Annotated in this window: 18 protein-coding genes and 2 pseudogenes; 12 read left to right on the top strand and 8 right to left on the bottom strand. The window is 48.8% G+C overall.

Features of this window, described 5'->3' with window-relative positions; translation table 11 throughout:
- Positions 1 to 15: 15 nt before the first annotated feature.
- The 11 genes from EBA_RS15705 to qatD all read left to right on the top strand — a co-directional run bounded on the left by EBA_RS15705 (position 16) and on the right by qatD (position 14940).
- The gene (locus EBA_RS15705) at positions 16 to 249 is read left to right on the top strand and encodes a hypothetical protein (RefSeq protein WP_192375580.1); all 234 of its coding nucleotides are present in this window, start codon (positions 16 to 18) and stop codon (positions 247 to 249) included.
- Positions 246 to 668, top strand: a complete 423-nt coding sequence (locus EBA_RS15700) for a type II toxin-antitoxin system VapC family toxin (protein WP_192375579.1) — start codon at positions 246 to 248, stop codon at positions 666 to 668. Before EBA_RS15705 ends, EBA_RS15700 begins: the two co-directional genes overlap by 4 nt.
- Entirely contained in the window at positions 665 to 4219 is a 3555-nt protein-coding gene (pglX, locus tag EBA_RS15695) for a BREX-1 system adenine-specific DNA-methyltransferase PglX (RefSeq protein ID WP_192375578.1), read from the top strand. The genes EBA_RS15700 and pglX overlap by 4 nt, the downstream gene beginning before the upstream one ends.
- A 33-nt stretch (positions 4220 to 4252) precedes the next feature.
- Complete coding sequence (pglZ, locus tag EBA_RS15690) at positions 4253 to 6859, top strand: BREX-1 system phosphatase PglZ type A (protein WP_192375577.1); 2607 nt, start codon at positions 4253 to 4255, stop codon at positions 6857 to 6859.
- A gap of 8 nt (positions 6860 to 6867) precedes the next feature.
- Positions 6868 to 8706: a protease Lon-related BREX system protein BrxL gene (gene brxL, locus EBA_RS15685; RefSeq protein ID WP_225616332.1), complete on the top strand. Its 1839-nt coding sequence runs from the start codon at positions 6868 to 6870 to the stop codon at positions 8704 to 8706.
- A 2-nt stretch (positions 8707 to 8708) separates the two neighbouring features.
- On the top strand, positions 8709 to 8909 hold the full coding sequence (locus EBA_RS15680; protein WP_225616331.1) for a hypothetical protein: 201 nt from the start codon (positions 8709 to 8711) through the stop codon (positions 8907 to 8909).
- Between the two features lie 62 nt (positions 8910 to 8971).
- Positions 8972 to 9955 carry a PIN domain-containing protein gene (locus EBA_RS15675; protein WP_192375576.1) on the top strand — a complete coding sequence of 328 codons (984 nt, stop codon included), beginning with the start codon at positions 8972 to 8974 and terminating at the stop codon, positions 9953 to 9955.
- 30 nt (positions 9956 to 9985) lie between these two features.
- A complete protein-coding gene (qatA, locus tag EBA_RS15670) occupies positions 9986 to 11938 on the top strand; it encodes a Qat anti-phage system ATPase QatA (protein ID WP_192375575.1) in 1953 nt (650 codons plus the stop codon).
- Between the two features lie 185 nt (positions 11939 to 12123).
- A complete protein-coding gene (gene qatB / locus EBA_RS15665) occupies positions 12124 to 12801 on the top strand; it encodes a Qat anti-phage system associated protein QatB (RefSeq protein ID WP_324615379.1) in 678 nt (225 codons plus the stop codon).
- Complete coding sequence (qatC, locus tag EBA_RS15660; protein WP_192375573.1) at positions 12798 to 14171, top strand: Qat anti-phage system QueC-like protein QatC; 1374 nt, start codon at positions 12798 to 12800, stop codon at positions 14169 to 14171. The genes qatB and qatC overlap by 4 nt, the downstream gene beginning before the upstream one ends.
- Positions 14172 to 14184: 13 nt before the next feature.
- Positions 14185 to 14940: a Qat anti-phage system TatD family nuclease QatD gene (qatD, locus tag EBA_RS15655; protein ID WP_192375572.1), complete on the top strand. Its 756-nt coding sequence runs from the start codon at positions 14185 to 14187 to the stop codon at positions 14938 to 14940.
- Positions 14941 to 14967: 27 nt separating this feature from the next.
- On the opposite strand, the gene EBA_RS15650 is transcribed toward qatD, so the two are convergent.
- The 4 genes and pseudogenes from EBA_RS15650 to EBA_RS15635 all read right to left on the bottom strand — a co-directional run bounded on the left by EBA_RS15650 (position 14968) and on the right by EBA_RS15635 (position 18757).
- Entirely contained in the window at positions 14968 to 16875 is a 1908-nt protein-coding gene (locus EBA_RS15650) for a tetratricopeptide repeat protein (protein WP_192375571.1), read from the bottom strand.
- Between the two features lie 29 nt (positions 16876 to 16904).
- On the bottom strand, positions 16905 to 17201 hold the full coding sequence (locus EBA_RS15645) for a hypothetical protein (RefSeq protein WP_192375570.1): 297 nt from the start codon (positions 17199 to 17201) through the stop codon (positions 16905 to 16907).
- Between the two features lie 156 nt (positions 17202 to 17357).
- A pseudogene (locus EBA_RS15640) lies at positions 17358 to 17816 on the bottom strand (ATP-binding protein); the annotation flags it as partial.
- A gap of 131 nt (positions 17817 to 17947) precedes the next feature.
- Positions 17948 to 18757 carry a retropepsin-like aspartic protease family protein gene (locus EBA_RS15635; RefSeq protein ID WP_192375568.1) on the bottom strand — a complete coding sequence of 270 codons (810 nt, stop codon included), beginning with the start codon at positions 18755 to 18757 and terminating at the stop codon, positions 17948 to 17950.
- Between the two features lie 459 nt (positions 18758 to 19216).
- Between EBA_RS15635 and tnpA the strand changes: the two genes are divergently transcribed.
- On the top strand, positions 19217 to 19312 hold the full coding sequence (tnpA, locus tag EBA_RS24940) for an IS66 family insertion sequence element accessory protein TnpA (RefSeq protein ID WP_407663600.1): 96 nt from the start codon (positions 19217 to 19219) through the stop codon (positions 19310 to 19312).
- A gap of 31 nt (positions 19313 to 19343) precedes the next feature.
- Here the strand turns inward: tnpA and EBA_RS15630 are convergent.
- The 4 genes and pseudogenes from EBA_RS15630 to EBA_RS15615 form a co-directional block, all read right to left on the bottom strand.
- Positions 19344 to 19543, bottom strand: a pseudogene (locus EBA_RS15630) (cold-shock protein).
- Positions 19544 to 19706: 163 nt separating this feature from the next.
- Entirely contained in the window at positions 19707 to 21038 is a 1332-nt protein-coding gene (locus EBA_RS15625; protein ID WP_192375567.1) for a tyrosine-type recombinase/integrase, read from the bottom strand.
- A 384-nt stretch (positions 21039 to 21422) separates the two neighbouring features.
- Positions 21423 to 21887 (bottom strand): IS3 family transposase, encoded by a 465-nt coding sequence (locus EBA_RS15620; protein WP_192375566.1) that lies wholly within the window; start codon positions 21885 to 21887, stop codon positions 21423 to 21425.
- Positions 21888 to 21947: 60 nt separating this feature from the next.
- Positions 21948 to 22235, bottom strand: coding sequence for a transposase (locus tag EBA_RS15615; RefSeq protein ID WP_192375565.1), 288 nt, complete (start codon positions 22233 to 22235; stop codon positions 21948 to 21950).
- Positions 22236 to 22384: the final 149 nt, after the last annotated feature.

The raw sequence follows: 22384 nt of genomic DNA, 5'->3' as shown, positions 1-22384 counted from the left end.
ACACAGGAGAGAGCCATGGCTACCGTGAATTTCAGCGTTCCCGACGACGTTAAGGAAGCCTTTAATGTCGCTTACCAAGGACAAAACAAAAGCGCCGTGATTGCCGATTTGATGCGAGAAGCCATCGAACGTGCAGAACGCAAACAACGCAGTCACGATGCGATATTGAGAATAATGGACCGGCGCAAGCACGCACCGGCGATTACCGATGATGAGATTCGGGCAGCGCGGGAAGACGGTCGTCCATGATATTGGTGGTCGATGCCAGTGTTGCGCTCAAATGGTTCTTCCAAGACCGGGACAACGAAGAAGATTGTGATTTGGCGCTAGCCATTCTCTATGGTGTCGATGAGGGGCGCATACGACTCATGCAGCCCCCGCATTTTATTGCGGAAGTGGCGGCGGTACTCACCCGCGAAAAACCAGATGAAGCGGAAGATGATCTGTTTGATTTATTAAACATTGAAAGCCGCGTAGCCAATGAACCAGAAATTTATACAACCGCAATCGACCTCGCAGCACGTTATCGGCATCACCTGTTTGATACTCTCTATCACGCAGTTGCACTAAATACTCCCGGCGCAACACTCATCACTGCCGACACCGCCTATTACCGAAAAGCCGAAGGAAGTGGTCGGATTTTGCTACTAAGGGATTACACCGAGTGAACAAAGCTAAACTCAAAACCTACGCACCACAGGCTCGCAAAGATTTCATCGCCGCCGTCACCGCTCGCGCGCATCGTCTCGGGCTATCTGAAGAAAACGGCCAATTGCAGGTGTCACCCGCCGAAAAAAGTGGAGATCTGGTGATCATTGCCGGACAATCCTGGCCAGCCAAAATCAGCCGCCAACGCGATAACCTCATCGGACTGATGCAGAAACACGGCTTTGCTCAAACCGTGGAAAACGTGGCCTATACCTGGTTTAACCGCTTCGCCGCCTTGCGGTATATGGAAATTCACGATTACCTGAATCATGGTTATCGGGTACTGTCCAGCCGCGAAGGCGGTTTGCCGGAAATACTCAGCCACGCTCCGGAACTGGCGCAAAACGGCAATCTTCCCGGCCTAAATCCGCAACGGGCCATCGAACTCAAGCTGGCTGGCGATCAGGACGGCGAACTCTACCGTCTGACCCTGATTGCCCAATGCAATGCACTGTCCAACGCTATGCCGTTTCTGTTCGAAAAAATCGACGACGAAACCGAACTGCTGTTACCGGACAACCTGCTGCTGACTGATTCGATCATCGCCAAGCTGGTCGATTCGATTCCGGAAGAAGACTGGAGCCAGGTCGAGATCATCGGCTGGCTGTATCAGTTTTACATCAGCGAGAAAAAAGCTCAGGTCATCGGCAAGGTGGTTAAATCCGAAGACATTCCCGCCGCCACCCAGTTGTTTACCCCCAACTGGATCGTTCAATACCTAGTGCAAAACAGTATTGGTCGACTGTGGTTGATGGCCAATCCTGCATCGACACTGAAAAGCGAATGGCCATATTACATCGAACCTGCCGAACAAACTCCGGAAGTTCAAGCCCAGCTCGATGCTCTAATTCAAACACGCATTGCACAAGACGGCGGCAGCCTGAATCCTGAAACACTAACCGTCCTCGACCCCGCTTGCGGTTCTGGGCATATCCTGGTGGAAGCCTATGAGGTGTTGAAGGCGATTTATCTGGAGAGAGGCTATCAACCCCGCAGCATTCCAAGGTTGATACTGGAAAAGAATTTGTACGGTCTGGACATCGATGACCGCGCCGCGCAATTGGCCGGCTTTGCTTTGTTGATGAAAGCCCGTGCCGATGACCGCCGCTTGCTGGACAATCCGCCCAAGCTTAATGTTTTGGCCTTGCAGGAAAGCAAAGGGCTGGCTACTGATGAGTTGGTTCAAGCATTGTCGGGTTACGCTCCGCTAACCCGACCTAATATTGCATCGTTATTAGAAACTTTTGCGAATGCCAGAACCTTCGGTTCGTTGATTCAAATTTCGTCGGAATTGTATGTGCAATTTCCCGCAATGCAGGAAGCCTTGCTACAGACCATTCAGAGCGGTGACCTGTTTACCCAAGCGGCGGCATTTGATTTGTTGCCACTTGTACGGCAGGGGATGATTTTAGGGATGCAGTTTGATTCGGTGGTGGCAAATCCACCCTATATGGGCGGCAAAGGTATGAATGGAGCCTTGAAAGAATATGCCAAACATCAATTTCCCGATAGCAAATCTGATTTGTTTGCCATGTTTATTGAGCGGGGCTTTAAGTGGTGTAAACCATTCGGTTTTAACAGCATGGTGACAATGCAGAGTTGGATGTTTTTATCGTCATATAAGGAAATGCGGGAAAAGCTGTTGTTGGAGCGAACAATTCAAACCATGGCTCACCTAGGTGCTCGTGCGTTTGGCGAGATTTCTGGTGAGGTTGTCCAGACAACCGCAGTTGTTCTTCATTGCCGGCATTTTAATAACTATAGGCCAGTTTTTTTTCGACTGGTTGATGGACAAGAAGCGGAAAAAGAAGCGGCATTGCGTGCTGGTCAGAATCGATTTGATGAGTCGGCACAGGATGATTTCAATAAAATCCCTGGGAGTCCTGTGGCATATTGGGCTTCGGATAAAGTTCGCTCGGTGTTTTCGACGATCCCTCCGTTGGGGCAAAAAATAGATTCTCGCCAAGGTATGGCGAGTAGTAACGACACAAGATTCGTGCGCTATCACTGGGAGATAGATAATTCAATAATAGGATCTAATTGCGCAACTCGCTCTGAAGCTAAATTATCTGGGAAAAAGTGGTTTCCATATGACAAAGGTGGTGAATATCGAAAATGGTTCGGAAATAACCTGCATGTAATCAATTGGGCTAACGACGGCCAAGAAGTTCTTGCTTTTGCAGCGGATCTATATGGATCACCAACAAGGACTATCAAGAACATTTCCTATTATTTCCGAGAAGGCATCACTTGGTCCGCAATATCATCAGGCAAACTATCAGTTAGATTGACAAATTCTGGTCACATCTTCAGCAATGGTGGAATGAAGGCGTTCAGTGATGATAGAGATAGACTTTTAATAGGGCTCGGTCTTCTTAACAGCAAGATCACGGACTGCTTTATCTCTTATTTATCTGAAACGATAAATTATGATGCTGGTCTTATCGCCAGACTTCCTTTAGTTGAAACGACATCAATCACTCCGTTGGTTGATAAGTTAGTGATAATTGCAGCTGAGTTTTGGAATTATTCAGAACAATCCATGGAATTCCAAGCCTCACCACTAATTATTCTTGGGCGCTGCGAATTGACTGTTAATGCCGCATGGCTTACTTGGTGCCGCCATGTAGAGAAAAGTATTGAAAAAACAAAAGAGTTGGAAGAACAAGTTAATCATTTCTTTATCGAAGCCTACGGCATGCAAGATGAACTATCGCCAGAAATTCCCGAAGAACAAATTACTATAGCCCGCGCCGACCGCGAAAAAGACTGCCAACGTCTGATTTCCTATGCCATCGGCTGCATGATGGGCCGTTACAGCCTTGATAATCCAGGCTTGATTTATGCGCACGCCGGCAATGTTGGTTTTGACCCAAACCGCTATAGATCGTTTTCCGCCGACGCCGACGGCATCGTGCCGATCACTGACGAACTTTGGTTTGAAGACGATGCCGCCAATCGCATCCGTGAGTTCTTGCTGGCGGTATGGGGCTCGGAAACCCTGGATGAAAACCTGACCTGGCTGGTTGAAAGCCTAGGCCAAAAAACCAACGAAACCCAGGAAGAGACCATCCGCCGCTATCTGGCCGGCAGTTTCTTCAAAGATCATCTGCAAACCTACAAAAAACGTCCGATTTACTGGCTGTTTTCCAGTGGCAAACAAGGCGCATTCCAGGCTTTGGTCTACCTGCACCGCTACCACGAAGGCACCTTAGCCCGCATGCGTGCCGAGTACGTGGTACCGCTCATCGGCAAAATTCAGTCCCGTATCGAAATGTTGAAAAAAGATGCCGATGCCGCAGCATCCAATGCTGCCCGCAGCAAATTGAACAAAGAGAAGGAAAAGCTTGAGAAAAAGCATGTCGAATTGCTCGCCTATGACGAAAAACTCCGTCACTATGCAGATCGCCGCATCCAGCTCGACCTTGACGAAGGCGTAAAGGTCAACTACGGCAAGTTTGGCGATTTAATGGCTGAGGTGAAGGCTATAACGGGCGGCAGCGATGACTAAAATAAACAACGATTGTCTAACGAAGATATTCGCATGAGTTTACAACGTATCACCGATTCGTTAGTCAGCTTGTTTGCTGCTTATCCCATTGTGTTTTGGAATGATGTCGATGCTGAGTTTTCTACGTCTATTGAAAACCTCGCCTTGGAAGGCGTCAATTTGGTTCGGCTGAATGAGACGCCGGCGCTGCAAGTCAAAATCGATATTGAGAGGCAACTCGATCAACGCTGGTTGCTTTATAGCCCACAAGCAGAGCCCGATCCACATCACGATTGGCTGCTGGATATTCGGCTGCGCAGTAAGTCCTTTAAAGCCGATTCGACATCGATTTTACTGGATGACTTGGGTTTGGTGTCGCAAAGTCTGCGCGGCTATTTGAAGGGACGCGGTAAATTCTTTCGATCCAAAGACCGGGTTGAACGCTTGAAACGCTTGGTGGTAGCCGGCGATAACGCCGACGATCTTGACCGTAAGATGTTGGCCGTTCTGACTCGTGCAGACCAGCCTGAGTTTTTTGCCATACTCCAGCGCTTGTTTGCGGCACTGGTGAGTGACGGCAACGTCGAGTTGAATGCTCAACCTAAACTTTGGCAAGACATTATCGGTAATGATTTGGGCGATGCGTTTTGGTTGTTGGCAAAAGCGCAATTCGGCTACTCGGAAACCGACCCCAGCTTGCGCGATTTACTGTTCCGCATCCTGGTTACCGATTTTTGCCGGTCGTTACTTTGTGATCCAGCGGAATCGTTAAAGCATTTCATTCTGCCAGAACAACATCTGGCCGCCAATGCCTCGGTATTTGCTTCCCGATGGCGTTCTGACTTAAGCCATTACAGTAGTTACAATTTGATTTCCGCCACTGTGGAAAGGGATTTGGAGCTTAATCGGGTGCTAAGCGGATTTTCAGCCGATGATCTCGTTGAAGTGATGACTTTTGAAGAAGTCGAGCGGCGTATCATCAGTGACTTGAAAGATAGAGTCCTCAGCGGTGCCGGCGCTATGATGGAGTCGGTGTTTACCTTGATTGGCCGTCGCCGGGAAGGTCATTGGGCCAACGCTATTCTGGCCAATGCCAATGACGTGAGCCGAGCATTGGCGGCCAGTTATGACGCTTTGGAAGCGGGTACGCAATTTCTAAGCCTTAAGGCGCAGTATCCGGACGGCTTTAGTTTTGCCTCTGCCGAGGCCGGGTTTACCGTATATCAAGCTGAGCTATTTCGTTTCGATCAACTCTATCGGCATTTCAATCGCGCGGCTGAATATGTCGAACCGATGGGCTGGGCGGTTTTGCATGAATTGAGGCAACGGATTGAAGCCAGCTATTCCGGCTGGTTTATTCCCCAGCTGAGTTCGGCATGGGATAGAGTACTGGAGGGCGAAACCGGTTTGCTTTCCACCTGGCGACTACCAGCGGTTATTAATCAGCAAGACTTTTTCGCCAAGGTTGTCAGCCCCTTATCGGATAGCGGTACCAAACGAATGTTTGTAGTGATTTCTGATGCCTTACGCTATGAAGTTGCAGAGGAGTTGGTTCAGATCATCAATAGTAAGAGCCGACTCAAAGCTAACCTTTCCAGCCTGTTAGGCGTGTTGCCGAGCTATACCGGCTTAGGTATGGCGGCTTTGCTGCCTCATCAAACACTGTCTTACAAAACCAATGCGAATCTGGATCTTGTCGCCGATGGCAAGCCGGTATCGTCAATAGAACAACGTAGCGGGCATTTAACGGCCTATGCCGGCGTTGCCATTAAAGCTGAAGACTTGCTAGTGATGGGCAAAGATAAGGGCCGGGAGTTCGTAAAGGATCGGCAACTGATCTATATCTACCATGACCGTATCGATTTGATTGGCGATAAGCAATCGTCCGAGAGCAAAACCTTTGAGGCGGCCGCCGACACGGTCACAGAACTTGCGCAGTTAGTCAGTTTTATTGTGAACAGTCTGAATGGCTCGAATGTGCTGGTAACGGCGGACCACGGCTTTATGTATCAGGAATCCGCACTGGAAGAAGCAGATAAATCCGCATTAAGCGATAAACCGGAAGGGACTTTACGAGCGAAAAAGCGTTATTTGCTTGGCCATAATCTTGGCAGTATCGACAAAGCCTGGTCTGGAAATACTGCGTTGACAGCGGGTACCGAGATGGAGGGTAGTCTCGATTTTTGGGTACCGAAGGGAGCCAGTCGTTTTCATTTTGCCGGTGGCGCACGATTTGTTCATGGCAGTGCGATGCCGCAGGAAATCGTGGTTCCATTAATAGCCATTCGCGAGAGTGAGTCGGAAGCGACCAAAACCAAGCCAGTCAGCATCAGCTTGTTGGGTGCGTCCAATAAGGTGGTCACCAATACCCAGCGTTTTGAGTTTATCCAGAACGAGGCCGTTTCTGAACGGGTGTTAGCGCGGTCGGTGGTGATTTCGCTACGCGACGGCGATAAGCCCATCAGTAACGAGCAGACCGTTACTTTTGATAGTAGCTCGCAATTGCTGGATGAACGTAAACGGTCATTGATGCTGACGGTGTTGTCTGGTGCTTATGATCGCAATAAAGATTACTTTTTAGTTGCCCGAGATGCTTCCACGAAAGTGGAAGTGTTGCGGGTGCCGGTGAAGGTGGACTTGGCTTTTAGCAACGATTTCTAGGATCACCGATGACCGAAACTTTAAATCCCGTCGACATGGATACCAGTCTGGATAAGCTGCTAAACCAGCACTTTGCCGGCAAGGTGGTCCGCAAAGACTTAACCAAACTGATCAAAGAAGGCGCGAACGTACCTGTCTATGTGTTGGAATATTTGCTGGGCATGTACTGCGCGAGTGACGACGATGAGACGATTCAGGCCGGTTTAAAAAACGTCAAACGTATCTTGGCGGAAAACTATGTGCGTCCTGACGAAGCCGAAAAAGTGAAGTCGAAGATAAGGGAAAGCAGCACCTACAAGGTTATCGATAAAGTCACCGTCAAACTCAACGAAAAGAGGGATGTTTATGAGGCATTGCTGGCAAACCTTGGCGTAAAAAATGCGGAAATATCGGATCGATTTGTCCGTGATTTTGAGAAGTTATTGGTGGGCGGCATTTGGTGCATTGTGACGGTACTGTACCAGTTCGAGGAAAATCAGAAGGGCTCTCCTTTTATCGTCACGGAATTAAAGCCCATCCAGATGCCCAATATGGACATGCAGGAATTGTTCGAAAGTCGGAAGCTGTTTACCCATGAACAATGGATAGACGCACTACTGCGTTCAACCGGGATGGAACCCTCCTGTTTTAAGGAACGGGCGAAGTGGCATTTATTGGCCAGGATGATTCCGTTGGTCGAAAACAATTACAACTACTGTGAACTGGGTCCGCGCGGTACCGGTAAAAGCCACATCTACAAAGAGATCAGTCCAAATAGCATTCTGGTGTCCGGCGGGCAGACCACGGTCGCCAACTTGTTCTACAACATGAGTGCGCGCAAAGTCGGGTTGGTGGGCTTATGGGATGTCGTGGCATTCGATGAAGTTGCCGGCATCAATTTTAAAGACAAGGACGGCATCCAGATCATGAAGGATTACATGGCCTCGGGCTCCTTCAGTCGTGGTCGGGAATCGATCAACGCCAATGCGTCAATGGTGTTTATCGGTAACATCAATCAAAGCGTCGAGTCCCTGGTCAAAACATCTCATCTGTTGGCCCCGTTTCCGGAAGTGATGATCGATTCCGCATTCTTTGACCGGTTCCACGCCTATGTGCCGGGTTGGGAAATCCCCAAAATGCGGCCTGAGTTCTTTACCAATCAGTACGGCATGATCGTCGATTACCTGGCCGAGTTCTTACGGGAAATGCGTAAGCGTAATTTTGCGGACGCTATCGACAAGTGGTTTAAGCTTGGTAACAACCTGAATCAGCGGGATACGATTGCGGTAAGGCGCACGACATCAGGCTTATTGAAGTTGCTTTGCCCGAACGGCGATTACGATAAAGAGATCGTTCGCAAGTGCCTGGAATATGCCTTGGAAACTCGGCGACGAGTCAAAGAGCAATTGAAAAAAATCGGCGGCATGGAGTTTTACGATGTGCATTTCAGTTACATCGATCTTGAAGAGGCTCAGGAACGTTTTATTACCGTGCCGGAACAATCCAGTGGCGCACTGATTCCGGAAGGCCGCTTGCAACCCGGTACATTGCATACCATCAGCATGGGTTCGTCTGAAATGCCAGGCACTTATCGCCTGGAAATACAATCGATCAATGGCAACGGCAAGATCAACGTCTCAGGTCTTGCGCCACGGGAATCAGTCAAAGTGGCCTTCGATTACTTCAAAGCGAATGCGTCGAGAGTGAGTGCTTCCATAAAAAGTGGCGAGCATGACTTTCATCTACACCTTGTCGAACTACAAAATACCGGTACACCGGATGCATTAACCCTGGCCGGCTTTATAGCGCTGTGCTCCGCTGCATTAATTAAACCCATGCAATCGCAGATGGTCGTGATGGGGATATGAGTTTGGGCGGGACTATTGTTCAGGTTAGAAATCTGGCAGAGAGTCTTCAAGTTGCTTTCGATGCAGGTGCAAAACGCATTTTGCTGCCGATGTCGAGCGTAACGGATATTCCGACCGTGCCGGGTGAGTTGTTTGCCAAATTCCAAACCAGTTTTTACTCTGACCCTGTTGATGCGGTTTTTAAGGCGTTGGGGGTTGAATGATGGAGTTTGAGGCGCAATGGAGCAGTTATATTGAGTGTCAGGCCGCATGAGTAAAATATCCCATGTTTAGGATTCTTATTGATACCTGCGTATGGCTCGATCTCGCCAAAGATTACCAGCAGCAAGCTATTCTGAACGCTCTCGAAGAACTGGTTCGGCAGGGAGATATAGCATTGATCCTTCCCCGCACAGTCGTTGATGAATTCGACCGTAATAAAGCTCGGGTCATCGAAGAGAGCAGTCGCAGCCTGTCGAGTACGCTGAAGCGTACTAAGGAGGTCGTGGAAAAGTTTGGCGACCCAGAGCTAAAGCAGGCTGTCCTAAATCAGCTAAACGATGTTGATCACCGGCTTCCGACTTTGGGAGAGGCTGCAATTGGCACTGTCAGTCGGATCGAGAGGCTATTCGAGCATACCCCAATTATTGAAATTTCAGATGCGGTGAAGCTACGCGCGGCACAACGTGCAATTGATAAGCGCGCACCGTTCCATAGGCAACGCAATGGTATCGATGATGCCATTTTAATTGAGCTCTACGCAGATGAGATTAGTACAACGGTTAAAAGCCGGTTTGCCTTTATATCCCATAATACGAAGGACTTTAGCCATCCGAGCGCGACGAACAAGCAACCACATCCAGACATTGCATCCTTATTTTCGAGAGTAAAGTCGCTCTATTTTATTACTCTTGGCGAGGCCCTACGTCGCATTCATCCCGCACAATTCGCCGATTTGATGATTGAGCAAGAATGGGTTGAAGAGCCAAGGCGGCTGACGGAAATCACTGATGCAATCGACGAACTTTCTAACAAGGTTTGGTGGAACCGACACCAGAATTGGCTGTATCGTCTTGATACTGGGGAAGAAGAATTGACAGAGGGGCAAAAACCAATCCTGGAAAAGGCAAAGCAGGCAGCGGAACAGATTGAACGCAAGTATGGCAGGGAAAATCTGGGCTGGGATGACTTCGAATGGGGAATGCTTAATGGCAAGCTGTCTGCCCTACGTTGGGTTCTTGGCGACAATTGGGACATGCTGGATACATAAGAAAAAGGCACTGACGATGAGGAATGGCGAATGATTCTGACAGACAATGAGACAAGTATCGATCTACTCAACAACGAAGCTATCGCTATTACAATCATCGATCTACTGCGTAAGCGTCCGGATCGGCCATTGACAATCGGTATACATGGCGACTGGGGTGCTGGAAAGTCGAGTGTTCTGGAAATGATCGAAGCGGGCTTCGTCAGCGACGATAAGGTTCTATGCCTCAAGTTCAATGGATGGAAATTCCAAGGTTTTGAGGACGCCAAAATAGCGCTAATCGAAGGCATCGTGACAGGGCTTATTGAAAACCGTCCGACGTCGACTAAAGCCGCCATAGCGGTCAAAAACGTCTTCAATCGGATCGATTGGCTGAAGGTTGCCAAGAAATCAGGAGGTTTGGCCATGACGGCCTTCACCGGCATACCGACAATGGGTCAAATCGATACTATCGTTAGCGCACTTGAAGGCGTGCTGGCTGATCCTGGACAGTTGGCGAACAAAGAAACTCTTACCACTGCGATTGATGGCGTCAAGTCAATCCTGAAGCCAGCCGAGACGAAGAATGTGCCACAAGAAATCGAAGGCTTTCGCAAAGCCTTCGATCAGCTTCTAAAGGATGCTGATGTGGAGCAATTGGTTGTTTTGGTTGATGACCTTGATCGTTGTCTGCCGGAAACAGCCATCGAAACACTCGAAGCTATTAGGTTGTTTGTTTTTGCCGCAAGCACGGCATTCGTTGTCGCCGCCGACGAGGCAATGATCGAGTATGCAGTGCGCAAGCATTTCCCGGACTTGCCGGAGACAACAGGACCACGCGACTATGCAAGGAATTACTTGGAAAAGCTGATCCAAGTACCTTTCCGTATTCCAGCGTTGGGTGAAACAGAGACGCGCATCTATGTAACGCTCCTGTTAATCGGCGCTGAGGTTGGAGAGGACGATAAAGGCTACGCAGAACTCATCAAAGAGGCTCGATTAAAATTAAAGCGACCCTGGGAAAGCGCACCACTCGACGCCGCAACTGTCAACAAAGCGCTCGGCGACAAAGCTGACAAGGCGCATAACGCCCTTATGCTCAGTGACCAGATCGGGCCTATTCTCGCCAGCGGTACAAAGGGAAACCCTCGACAGATTAAACGTTTCCTCAATACGTTGCTGCTGCGAAAGCGTACTGCTGATGCTCGCGGCTTCGGTGATGAAATCAATCTACCGGTTCTCGCGAAGCTAATGTTGGCCGAACGCTTTTTGCCAAGCCTGTTCGAGCAGATCGCGACAGTATCGGTGACTCATCCGCAAGGACATTGCGTGGATTTAGCATCTTTGGAATATGCCAGTACATCCGATGGAAACGGCAGCAAAAAAAACGACACAAAAGAGAAATCTTCCGACGATAAAACGTCGAAGGCAGTGGCGACTGCAGAGAGCGCCACTCTTTCCGAATGGAAGGCATCACAATTGATTATGGCTTGGGCACAAGTGCAGCCATCGCTCGCAGGAATTGATCTTCGTCCCTATCTGTTCGTGACCAAGGACAAGAAAGATTACTTTGGTCCAGCGTCAGCACTCGGGCATCTCGCCAAAGTCGCAGAGAAGCTTTTTGAATCGAAACTGTCCGTGCAAGCATTAGAGCCGGAATTGAAACTACTCGCGCAACCCGAAGCGGAAAGTCTGTTTGAGGCAGTGCGAACTAAAATCATGAGTGGCGATAACTTCAAGACCAAACCCACCGGGGTTGAAGGAATGGTAATCCTTGTCAAGGCACAACCCAGCCTGCAGGGCAAGTTGTTGGATTTCATTCAAGCACTACCAGATAGTCGATGTGGGGCTTGGGTAGTTGGTGGTTGGCAGACTGCACTCAAAGATGTCGATGCAATTGCCAGATACGAAATGATGCTTGAAGGCTGGTCTAAACTCACGAACAACCAGATGCTCAAACTTGCGGCAGAGGGCGCGAGTAAGACTCGCAAGGGAGACCTGTAGTGGGAACATCGACAACATACAGTGGCCCAGGCGGAGGCACGCCACTTGTTCCGTCATGGCTCGAATCGAATGGCCAGGCAGGTGAACCTGCTCAGTCAATACTGCCAGACAGCCTACCAGACAGCGTACCGCTAGCACCACCAAATCGACCCGAAATACCAGTGCCAGCAGACCCTAATCGCTTCATGGCTCCTAGAGGGAACTTCACTCGCTTTGCTCACTCCGATGGGAGCGATAGAGCTAGCTTGGGGCGCGCGATTTCAGGCTATGTAACTACATCCTCAGGAGGCGCACGACACGCTGCACAACGGATGGGCGCTTCACGGGGGGCCGGTGCGCGGTTGTTAGGGTTCCTTACAGATGTTCAGACTCGCGGTGTAACAGAAGCCCTTCGTACACTTAATCTGGAGGGATTAGCAGGACGTCCAATTGGCGAAGTCTTTATTGGCTTGGCTGACTACATATGCCCGAATGCAGGAACCGTTGATGATGGTATCGCCAGGGAAGCGTTCGTCGAAACGATAATCGAGCTTACAACAATGGGTGTCGCAAATTTGGACGCACTTACACCTGACCAAATGCAGACGGTCTTCGAGCTTTATGCAACCCACGCCATTGAAGCGCGCTTGTGTAATGACATTGGCACCAAGCTCATCATCATGCCTACCAATGCGCAAACTGCGCTCCATATCCAAGAACAGTTGCGAGATTTTATTCGCAATGGCGTCAGTGATGCACTAACCTCAGCTCGTACCGAAACGCCTGTACTGACGCAAGATCGCATCCAGGCATTTGTCGATTCTGTTTATGAGCGATCCTTTGGAATTCTCAAGGCACTTGGTGACGCGGAGGCCTATCAATGATGAGACACCTTATTGCAGGTCGCTTCGGCCCCGACGATCAGATTCACATCCCAAATGCTACTGATGAACAGGTGACACGATTAGAGCTTGTCGCTGGAGAAAAATCACTTGACCACGGCATCGACGGAGCCTTGACCAGCCTCAAGAACCTTAATGTTTTTCCTTCAGAAATTGGCCTTGATCTGCTCATCGTCGCCGCGCACGTTCATGCCGCCGACACGAGAATATCGCGCGTCGAACAGTCGCAAGACTCATGGACGCGCGAAATCAGAATTGTTGTCCCTGTTAGCGACCCAACTCGTTGGAAGAATGCCGCCGGAACCCTTATATGTATGCTGGATTTTCTGACCGGAGATCGCTGGTCCATAGGTTTCAGGTCGCGGCCAAAACGATTTGGCAGCATCATTAAGTCGCAAACCACGTTGTTACCAAATACATTCGATGAGGTCAGTTTATTCTCTGGTGGACTAGATAGCTTGATTGGGGCCATCGATCTTCTGGAAAACGGACATATACCCCTACTAATTAGCCACGCAGGCGATAGCGCATCAAGTGATGCTCAAAACAAGCTGTTCGCTAAACTCAAAAACCATTACCCAAGCTCATCGTTCGATCGACTTCGGTTGCCAATGGGTTTTGCTGACGGTCTTGTAGAAGGCGTCGGCTCCGAAAACACGACTCGTGGGCGATCATTCCTATTCTTCGCGCTTGGCGTGTTTGCTGGCACAGGGCTTGGCTCACAATTCATGCTACGCGTACCGGAAAACGGGCTTATAGCTCTGAATGTACCTCTTGACCCTTTGCGACTGGGCTCGAACAGTACGAGAACGACTCACCCCTTCTACATGGCTAGGTGGAACGATTTGCTTGCCAAACTGGGCATTAATGGAAAAGTCGAGAATCCGTACTGGGACAAGACCAAAGGTGAAATGGTCGCTTCATGTGCAAATGAGGCGCTTCTTCGCTCTACCGCTAACGACTCCCTTTCGTGCTCATCACCCGCATCAGGTCGATGGCAAGGGCTGCAAGGGCACGGAATTGAGCACTGCGGACACTGTCTTCCATGCTTGATCCGTCGCGCTTCGTTTGATGCGGCTTGGGGACCTGGCTCCGATTCGACTGTTTATACTGTGTCTGATCTTAGAGCTCATCCACTCGATACGAAAGGATCGATTGGCAAACAAGTACGCTCGTTTCAATTTGCAATCGAGCGATTACGGAGGCGACCAGACTTGGCAAGGTTGCTCATTCACAAACCTGGGTCGCTTGCTGATGAAATTGGTCGCCTCGATCAATTGGCCGACGTTTATCAACGCGGCCTCAACGAGGTCGCCCAGTTAATAAACGGTGTCACCACAAAGCCGATCTGATGAAGGAATAATCATGAGTGTGTTTGAAGGTCTCGTCGATTTCCACTGCCATCTTGACCTTTATCCAGATCATCGACTGGCCGTACAAGAGGCAGAGGCGGCTGGCGTTTTCACGCTTGCCGTGACGACTATCCCAAGAGCTTGGCCGCGTAATCACGAATTCGCGCAAACTACACGCCATGTGCGTGCAGCACTTGGTCTTCACCCTCAACTCGTTGAGGAACACGCCAGCGAGCTTGAGTTATGGAACGTATATCTTTCGGAGACACGATACATCGGCGAAGTAGGGCTTGATGCGGGGCCACGCTTCTATAAATCATTTGATCTACAAAAGAAGGTTTTCAAGCATATTTTGCAGCGCTGCGCGGAAGCTGGTAACAAGGTGATCTCCGTGCATAGTGTTCGGACGGCAAAAACCGTGCTAGATCACATCGAGGCATATCTTCCGCCAAACCAAGGGAAGATCGTACTTCATTGGTTTACAGGAACTAAGGCTGATGCCAGGCGCGCTATCGAGATGGGTTGCTACTTTTCCGTAAATGCCGAGATGTTTAACAGTGAACGTCATATTTCTATGGTTTCGGCTCTACCGCTCGAAAGGCTGTTGACGGAAACGGATGGTCCCTTCACCCAAACGGGCGGACGTCCATCCAAGCCATCTGATGTACTAGTAGTCGTTGAAGCCATAGGACGTCTGCATGATTTATCATCCGTTAAAGTGATAGCAAGTATAAAATCCAACCTCCGTAGGTTGCTTGAATCCAAATAGGGGTTAGACAAATCGTGGCAAACATTTCTAATGTTTTGTTTCACGCTGTTTTAGACGTTGTAGGGCAAGACTTAAATTCTGTTTGGTACGCTCGATATAGTACTGTGCCTGTGCTGTTTCAAAAACGCTCAAGGCCACTTGATAGGCCTGCACCGCTGCCTCTAGCGATTCTGTGCCTGATTCACGCTCACCCAAGGCTTGAAGGACAGCCCCAAGATTGACTTGGGTCAAGGCCCATTGCAGCGGCAATCGCTCGCGGGTTCTTTCCTCCTGCGCGGCGCGATGGGCCTGTAGCGCTGCCTTCAGCGTTTCCGTGCCGGATTCTCGCTCGCCCAAGATTTGAAGGGCAGTCCCCAAATTGTTTTGGGTCAAGGCCCATTGCAGCGGCACGCGCTCGCGGGTATATTCCCCCAGCGCGGCGCGGTAGGCGGCGACGGCTTCTTCGAGGGTTTTAGTGCCGGACTCGCGCTCGCCCAAGAATCGAAGGGCATTCCCCAAATTGTTCTGGACCGTAGCCCATTTCAGCGGCACGCGCTCGCGGGTATATTCCTCCAGCGCGGCGCTGAAGGCTTGCACTGCCGCCATCAGCGTTTCCGTGCCGGATTCACGCTCGCCCAAGGTTCGAAGGACAGCACCTAAATTATTCTGGGTCATGGCCCATTTCAGCGGCACGCGCTCGCGGGTATATTCCCCCAGAGCTGCGCTGAAGGCCTGCACTGCCGCCACCAGCGTTTCCGTGCCGGATTCACGCTCGCCTAATCTTGCAAGTGCAGTCCCCAGATTGACGTGGGTTCCGGCCCATTGCAGCGGCACGCGCTCGCGGGTTATTTCCTCCAGCGCGGCGCGGTAGGCGGCAACGGCTTCTTCGAGGGTTTTCGTGCCGGACTCGCGCTCGGCCAAGGCTCGAAGGGCATTCCCCAAATTGTTCTGAACCGTAGCCCATTTCAACGGTACGCGCTCGCGGGTATATTCCTCCAGCGCGGCGCGATAAGCGGCTACGGCTTCTTCGAGGGTTTTCGTGCCGGATTCACGCTCGCCCAAAGTTTCAAGGACAATCCCCAAATCTGTCTGGGTCCCGGCCCATCGCAGCGGCTCGCGCTCGCGTGGAAGATTGAGTAGCTGTTGACGGAAAACTCCAATTGCTTGTGCTAGCACCCCGTTATCGCCTTTTTCATCGCCATAACGATAAAGGGCTGACGCTTGACGGTTTAGATAATCCATCCGGCTCTCCGTATCCGCTGCCGGCAGCATTTCACTAGCCTCCTTGAAGTGCGATGCTGCCACTAAATAATCCAATTGTGTCAGACTCAACTCGCCACGTTCAGCGCGATGGGCCGCAGCGGAACGGAAGTGCTTATCTGCCGTTTCCTGATGCCGCTTCGCAACGGCCAAGTCTTTGTCTTCAGCGGATGCCAAGAGCTGCTCGGCGAGCGTATAATTGCCGTTATCAATGGCTTTTGCCGCTTCTTTGTGTAAATTTTCTACTGCAGGGTCTTCGTCTTCAAGTGATTGCATTCTTGCAACCAGCTCTTGATGTTGAGCCGCAATTTCCGCCAGCTTTTCGAGTAATTTATCCGGTTGAACCTTCTTTTCTCCTAAAATCCGGAAAAAAGTTTTAACCGCTTTGTCAGTAACGCCTATAGTGTTTGTTAAAACGGCTATAGTTTTTTTGGTATCGTATCGGCTATGAATCGCCGCAAGAATTTGCTGATAGGTAATATTGGAATTCTGGATATTAACTAAGATAATATCTCTACCCGCATTTAAATTGGATGCTGTTATTCCGCTATTGCCATTACCTTTATCGACAACAGTAATATTTCCCTTCTCAGATTTGGCATCATTAAGCTTGATACCATTCTCCGGTGAGGCATCAAGCGCAATAATGCTCAATGCGGCTAGCAGAATAATTTTGGATTGTTTTAAGTTATTCATTAACCAAACTTTTTTAAAAAAAATAACAGCTAATGTGTTTGTTCTGAATCTTTAGCTGATTTCTCATCCACTAAGGTTATATCGCCCTTAGCTGTTATCTTTTTCACGTCAATACCACGCCCTTCTTTGTCGTGCGCTTTAATATTGCCATCCGCTTTAACATCTTCTGCTCTAATGCCAGGTGGAGGCTGTTGATTATTTTCGCCGTGCACTGTCACATTCGCGGCAGAAGTATGAACCGCAATATTCACTTGATCTCTAAACAAGAAAAGAAAAATGACAACAACTGTTGCCAGTATCAATGTTATGGCAATTTTAGTTTTCATGAATAATGATGTAAGTCTATTAGAGATTAAAAGATTAACATTGTTGACGCCAGTTGAATATTGATTATCTAGAAGGCGTTGTACCGATCGAAAATTGACCAAGGACTTTAGTGGTCCAGCGTACACCACAGGGAGGTTTTAGTCGACCCGACTAAGTCAGCTCCGTTTGTGGTTGATGGATCGTTGCAAGGATGGGCGACTCCCGCTTGGTCGCTTCCTAGACTGGATGCGCTGTTTGGCATTAGCGCTGCTGTGTTTAAACGGAATGAGTCATTACCGGTTTCGATAATCTGGCAATGATGGGTCAGACGATCCAGCAACGCAGTGGTCAGTTTGGCATCGATAAACACGCTAGTCCATTCCGAGAAGTTCAAGTTGGTCGATATGATGACGCTCCTGCGTTCGTACAGCTTGGATAGTAAGTGGAATAGCAGTGCGCCGCCGGCCTGTGAAAACGGTAAATAGCCTAACTCATCTAAAATCACACAATCCACCTGCATCAGACTGAGCGCCAAGCGCCCTTGTTTACCGGCTGCCTTCTCCAGCTCCAAGGCATTGACTAATTCAAAGGTAGAATAAAAACGCCCGTTTGCCGTGATGCTGGATACCTGAAATGTCAAACGGTCTGGGCCGGTCGGCGCCACTGGCGGGTTTCGATTGGAATTCCTGGTGGTTTTGACATTGGAATCGGTGGTGGATTTAATTGGAATACGCAATGACCAAGAATAAGGCATTTGATACTTATGTCAGCGGTCGCTGTATTTCGTGGTGCATACTTTGCTGGCATCACAACTTACAGTTCTTTTTATGGTTGTCGGTCGCTTAATTTCTTGTTTTGCAATTGGTTGTTCTACAGCCAAAATATTTGGTCGAACAGAGGAGGGCGGCATGATTGAAGCCCTGGTAATTTGTTCGGGCGAAGAACCATTGGCCACCAGTGTCATGGTGTTGCCGCTTTGGGTGATATTGAAATACTTCAAGGTATTCATGCCGATCAGCACTTCTTCCAGATGCTCGTTAATGGCCGCATCAAGATTTTGGATTTTCGCATTGCCGATTTTCAGGTGGTTTATTTTAGTAAGCCGGTCTACAACTTGGCCTCCGGCTGTATGTGCGTTTATTTGGGCGCCAACGGGCAGGTGAGCTGCATAGGCTAAGCTGGCAGGAATTGAGGTTATGGTTGCGCCGGTATCAATCAAGAAAGGCATTGGAACGTCATTGATATATGTCGTCCCCCGGAAATGTCCTTGCCGGTCGGCCGTTATTTCAAGACCGCCTGAAATGGGAATAGCAACAGGATCAGAACCACCAGGAATGGAAATGGTGGGCGATGTTGGGCGATGATCTGCTCTTTGTTTCAGCAACCTATCTGCACCTTGCCAAAGCCCGAACAGCATCAGTGCCGGCATCAAAAGATATTTAAAACCCCCAGAGTTCTGTTTGGAGGATTTCTTGGTGTCTTTATTGCGCTTGAGAAATTGGTCAAAGTCACTGACATTCGATTTTGACGCTGATTTATGTTTTTCCCAGTAGTAATCTCTATCCTGAATGCCCATGCTGCGCTCTCACGGTTGTAACGTACGCCATAATTCGCTGATTATCACATGAGAGGCGTCGTCAGGATGATAACTACCGCACGCTGAGCGTAAATAGCTTCTGATAATTTTTGAATAACTTCGACGCGATGTCACCCTGTCGGGTTCATGGTCATAAATTCCTTCATAGCTTCCGACTCCTGGGTAAATTAACGCGTGGTTAAGTTACTCCGGATAGGACATTTCAACTTTGCTAAAACAGGACATTACTATATTGCACTAACAGTGTGACTTCGCATAACATTGATTATGTTAATTTTTTTGAGATTTACTGTCATACTTTATAATAAAAACAAACATTTAGACAGAATCTGAGTAAGCGCTTAGCCGTACCGCCTGTGAAAAATATTGCGCCGATGGCATCCTGTGCTTTTTTGATCAGGAGCAGGTATGGCCATCACATCGAAATAGCGGCAGCATATTGAAGCGTGGCAAAGCAGTGGTTTGTCACAGGCAGAGTATTGTTCGCAACAGCAGGTCAGTGTCCGCACGTTCACGGCGAGGCTACGAATCTGATTTCACACTGTGCAGTACACTGATTAGACGACTATAAAGGCGTCACGTTTTCAGCTTGTGGACCTTTGGCCCCCGAGGTCACTTCCAGGGTTACTCGCTGACCTTCGTTCAGGTTTTCCGGCCGTTGCCTTGGATCACGCTAAAGTGAACAAAAACATCTTTGCCGTCGGCTTGCTCAATGAAACCAAAGCCTTTTTCATCGTTGAACCACTTTACGCCCACCGGATAAATTTGAAAGGAGAATCGATGCGGAAAAAATTGAATTCCTTGACCCAAGTTGAACACTTGGAGTAAAAATCCGCTTCCACCGATGCGTTGGGTTTTAGGTGTTCAAGTTCAACCAGAATCGGTGTTCAAATTAATCAGAATACGCACCGGTTTCAGGGTGAACGTTTTATTCAATCAAAGGAAGTTGGTTTGATTGGCTAATAATGGTTTCTAACCAATCAGTCCATTGGTTGATACCTTCCCGCTTTTCTTTTAAATAATCATAACGGTCATAATGGATTGAGCCAATGTCTTGAAAAGCATGACCCTGGATTTTGTTTCTAACTTCTAGTCCAATGCCTATGCTGCCTGCCAAGGTTTTCCAGGTTCTACGCAAGTCTCTGGGGGCAAATTTTGGAAAGGGCGTTCGCTTACTGTTTCCCTGAGGCGAACAGAATCGGTAAACAGCTTGTGACAATGAATCGCTAGTGCGAGGTTTGGTGCCATCGAGATGATGAGGAAAAAGGAACTGACTATTGCCAGAGTATTGTCTGAGTTCATCGAGCAAGCGAAGATGGAACTCCGTGATAGGAACCAAGTGGGGTTCCTTGCTTTTATTTTTACCCCTATTTTTTCTTCGTTCGGCCGGGATAGTCCACAATAATTCTTGCCGATCAAATTCAGACCAAGAAGCATTTAACACTTCCTCAACCCGCTGGCCGGTAGAAATTAACAGTTTAATGGCCAGGGCCATGTCGGGGCTCATGGCATCCACACCGATTTCGCCCCAAAGCCTGCTAACATCTGCCTTACTGAGATAATTATGTGCGACTCGATTTTCACCCGGTGCTTTTTTAGTATCAATGACTGGATTGATGCTGATGTTGAAATTAGGGAGTTCTTTGTTTTTATTCCAACGGGGTGAAGATTTGCAATGTTGGCCAAAAGAGAATGCCGCTCTGAGATATGAGCGCGTTCGGTTGGCAAGTGTTGGTGCGCCTCTATTTTCGATAGTGGCGATAATATCAATAATGTGTTCGGTGGTGACTTCACTGCACTTTAGGTCACCTATGCAAGGATCTATGTCCCTGAGATAAATCGAATTAACTTGTTTGGCAGATCGCTTGAGATCCATTTCCAGGTCAAGCAAATAAAATTTAAACAAATCCTGTACTGTGCCTAGTTTGTTAACTCGTTCTTTTTGAGTCAGCGCATCAATTTTTAATTGTGTGCCATAAGATATGGGGTCTAAACCTTTGTCCAGTATCTGGCGGTTATGTCGAGCCGCTTCGCGGCCTTCTTTTAGCGACATGGCAGGGTAGGTCCCTAGCTTTATAAATCGTCTTTTTCCTGATTCGGGACTGGTATAGGAAAGCGCAAACGTTTTTAGGCCGCTTGGTAAAATTTGCAGCATGAAGCCTTTTAAAGCAGGGTCGGAAGAATTATCCCTGAGTCTTACGGTGTTTGTGCTTGCTTTAGCGTTTTTGATTAATCTATCGGTTAAGCCAGTTTTTAGCATGATGAGAGCCTACTTAGAGAACAACAGCTTTCAACGAAAAATGCATAAAGACTATAGCATAAAATGTCGCTTTTAATGTCGCGTTGTGCTTGCGATTTGGTGATATGGAGTGAGACGAACTGAGATGCATCAGACTTATAAGGTAATGAAAATTAAAAATAAATATATAAAATGAGATTTTATGATACAACGCGTTTTGTGCCTGTTAATCACTAGGTCGGCGGTTCGAGCCCGTCCGGGGGAGCCAAATAAATCAAGGGCTTGCAGCGATGCAGGCTTTTTTTTGCTTGCTCGGGACACTGGCGGGACAATTGTTCACAAGTGTCTACAATTGACAGCAATAAATACGGCTGCTTTTCCAATTGCAAGTTTTTCTAAAAAATATCAGTGATTTCTGATATTCAAGGCTGATAGTGATTTAATGAATGAGCTAGAGACCGCCAATGGTTTTGGAATAATCTTCGTCATTGCTGTGGTTGTGCTTTGCGCCCTTATTGTTTGGTTACTCCAGACCTGATTGGGCCGAATAACATCGACACCCCGTAACAGGTACGGATAAAGCTTGTGCTGCGGATGCGGCTTACTAGTGTTGGGGCCGGGGGCCATGCCAACCAGACCCAACTGCTGTATCAAACGCTGAACCCGCTTGCGATTGACGCGGTAGCCGCAGTCCTGAAGGCAACGCCTCATCCGCCTGGAGCCGTAAAACGGGTGGCGGGTGTACTCCTCGTCCTGTAATTTCAATAAGATGAGATCACGTTCAGCAACGTCTTTCAGCAAGCGCTTTTTCTGCTCAGACACCACCGAACGAGTGACCTTGAGTAGTCGGCATTGTCGGGAAAGCGTCATCGTCTCATCCGCTGCAATCCAACGTTGCCGCTCCTCTACAGGCTGATCCCAGATTTTTTTCTAGTGCCCCGTGTGGGAATTAAGCCAATCCAGTTCCATGTTCAATTGCCCAATCTTGGCGTATAGTCGATCGGGGTCGCTTTGGGCGTTGACCGGTTTCGGCCCGCGCTTGCCCTCGAACAGGCTGCCGGCATGGTCCAGCAACTCCTTTTTCCATTGGCTCACCTGTGTCGGATGGACGCCGTGCTCTTGGGCAATCTCATTGATGGTCTTGGCACCCTTGACCGCTTCCAAGGCAATCTTGGCTTTTTGGGCACCTGTAAATATCTTCCGTTTGCTATTACTCATTTCCTGCCTTCTATTTTCCGACAGGGCATAGCTTAAACTACTGTCTGGATTTCGGGGTCCACTTTACATTGGCGAGTCTGGAGTTGGGTGGCTGGATAACAAGAGCCGTATGAATCGAGATGTTCACGTACGGTTCTGTGAGCAACTGA

It is taken from the genome of Methylomonas albis, assembly GCF_014850955.1.
Taxonomy (GTDB): Bacteria; Pseudomonadota; Gammaproteobacteria; order Methylococcales; family Methylomonadaceae; genus Methylomonas; species Methylomonas albis.
This window is presented reverse-complemented; position numbering and strand designations above follow the sequence as displayed.